Source organism: Synechococcus sp. H60.1, assembly GCF_047462335.1.
Taxonomy (GTDB): Bacteria; Cyanobacteriota; Cyanobacteriia; order Thermostichales; family Thermostichaceae; genus Thermostichus.
The window spans coordinates 3,537-6,142 of sequence record NZ_JANSJA010000207.1 but is presented as its reverse complement, the minus strand read 5'-3'; the positions used below and the strand labels follow the sequence as shown (position 1 = coordinate 6,142).

1 protein-coding gene is annotated in these 2,606 nt (G+C 58.6%); it reads left to right on the top strand.

The window, feature by feature from the left end; genetic code table 11:
- Positions 1 to 666: 666 nt before the first annotated feature.
- Positions 667 to 2,508, top strand: a complete 1,842-nt coding sequence (gene pyk, locus NW852_RS10345) for a pyruvate kinase (RefSeq protein ID WP_414372343.1) — start codon at positions 667 to 669, stop codon at positions 2,506 to 2,508.
- The last annotated feature ends 98 nt before the right edge of the window (positions 2,509 to 2,606 follow it).

Here is a 2,606-nt window from a genome sequence, read left to right as displayed (position 1 = left end):
CTCCCCCCGTATACGGGGGTACAGGGCGGGGCTCCTGCGGTTTCTAGCTGAAATCGGCTCGGTAGCCCCGGCAACTCTAGTTGCCCACACTACCTCCAGCCTGGGATTGGCATGGCCGTCTAAGGCCTCTGGCCTGCCGACACGAGTGGTTGGAATCCCTGAAGAATTAAGCAAACCTAGGTGGCAAGGCTAAAGCAGCTTATGCCAATGCCTACGGCAAGGCCCAAGCAATACCCAGAGCAGCCATGCCGACGGTTGGGTATGAGGTTTCTCGAGACTGAGGAAGCTTATACTTCTGTTCGCACTGGGGGTCTGGAGACCTTGGCCAGCTTTCTGGATAGCGATTTTCTGCCCAGAGGCAGTAAAAAACCTGAAGGGTAGAAGTTGATAGGAAAGCAGGTGAAGTGTGGACTGTTGAGAACCTTAGATGGTTGGCTAATCACTGCCGACGCCAATGCGGCAATCAACACGAAGTAACGGCAACTTTTGGACTTTGTCTGTGGGGAGTTAGCAGAGGCGCTTTGACAAGGCCTTTAGGAGTTTGCTTCTGGGCTGCTTGAAAATCCTTGCCACTTAAGTGCGGGGAGTGTCAAAACGGGTTATCGTATCAAGGGGATCCCCGTGTGGGGAAACAATCTGGGCTGCTCTCCCTTGGTAAAGATTGCCATGCATTCGAGCGAGTCTTTTCGACGCACCAAAATTGTCGCCACCATCGGCCCTGCCAGCTCCAACCCCGCCATCCTAAGGGAAATGATCCTGCAAGGGGCAACCACCCTTCGCCTCAACTTCTCCCATGGGGATCACGATCTGCACCGCCGCAACATCCGCCTCATCCGCCAAACCGCTATGGACCTGGGCATCCAGGTCGCCATTTTGCAAGACCTGCAGGGGCCCAAAATTCGCCTGGGCAAGTTTGCCGAAGGCTCGATTACCCTCAGGAGCGGGGATCCCTTCGTGTTGACCAGCAAGCCCATTTTGGGATCCCAGGAGCGCAGTTGGGTCACCTACGACAAGCTGGCCCAAGAGGTGCCGGAAGGGGCGACGATCCTCCTCGATGACGGTCGGGTGGAGATGCGGGTGGAGGCAGTGGATCCCGAGGCGGGGGAGCTCTTCTGCCACACCATTGTCGGCGGCACCCTCTCCGACAACAAGGGAGTGAACTTCCCCGGCGTGCGCCTCAGCATCCGCGCCGTTACCGAAAAAGATAAGGCAGACCTTTACTTCGGCCTTAACCAAGGGGTGGACTGGGTGGCCCTTAGCTTTGTGCGGGATCCCTCTGATGTGCTGGAGCTGCGGGAACTGATGGCCGCTGTCGGCAAGCGGGTTCCTATCATCGTCAAGATTGAAAAACACGAGGCCATCCAACAACTGCCCCAGATCCTGGCCCTCAGCGACGGGGTAATGGTGGCGCGGGGAGATCTGGGTGTAGAGCTGCCGGCGGAAGAGGTGCCGATTTTGCAGAAGCGGATGATCGCCATGGCCAACTGCTTAGGGATCCCGGTGATCACTGCTACCCAAATGCTGGACAGCATGGTTCACAGCCCTCGTCCCACTCGGGCTGAGATCTCGGATGTGGCCAATGCTATTTTGGACGGCACCGATGCCGTCATGCTCTCCAACGAGACGGCGGTAGGCAAATATCCTGTCGAGGCGGTGGCGACCATGGCCCGCATTGCCGTGCGCATCGAACGGGATTACTTCAGCCCAATCTATGTCGATCGCCGCCAACACCTGCGCGCCCTCACCCTGCAGGAGCTGAGCCAAAACAACAACAGCTCTGGTAGCAATGGTTCGTCCCGGCCCAAAACCCTGATCGCCGACTCAATTAGCCGCGCCGTAGGGGAGATTGCCCAGGAGTTGGATGCGGTGGCGGTGATGACCCTGACTAAAACTGGGGCTACGGCTCGCAATGTCTCCAGGTTTCGCCCTCGCACCCCGATCTTGGCGGTAACTCCTCATGTAGAGGTGGCGCGGCAACTGCAGTTGGTGTGGGGGGTACGGCCCCTGTTGGTCATGGATTTGCCTACCACCCGCCAGACCTTTCAGGCCGCCATCAACGTGGCTCAGGAAGAAGGTTTGCTCAAGGATGGCGACTTGGTGGTGCTCAGCGCCGGCACTTTGCCAGGCGTATCCGGCTCCACCGATCTGATTAAGGTAGAGGTAGTAAAGGCAGTGGTGGCCAAAGGCAGAGGGTTTGGCAAAGGCACTGTCAGCGGCCCGGCCCGCATCCTCAGATCTAGCCTCGACGCCAGCAAAATCACCGCTGGCGACATCCTGGTTGCTCGCGCTACCGATGCCAACTATGTGGAGGCGATCAAACAGGCGGCTGGGGTGATCACCGAAGAAGATGGGGCCTCCTCCCATGCGGCGGTGATCGGTCTGCGGTTGGGGGTGCCGGTGCTGGTGGGAGTTAAGGATGCTACGCGCCTCATCCGCGACGGGGCCATCGTTACCTTGGACACCGAGAGGGGTATTGTCACTTCAGGAGCGGATGGGTTGGGCTTTTAACGGGTTTGGCGGTCATTGCAGACAAGGGTGAGACTGTCTCCTAGGCTCTCTCCCTGGGAAGGGGGAGGCAGGGATCTGCGCCGACAAGGACTCCTCAA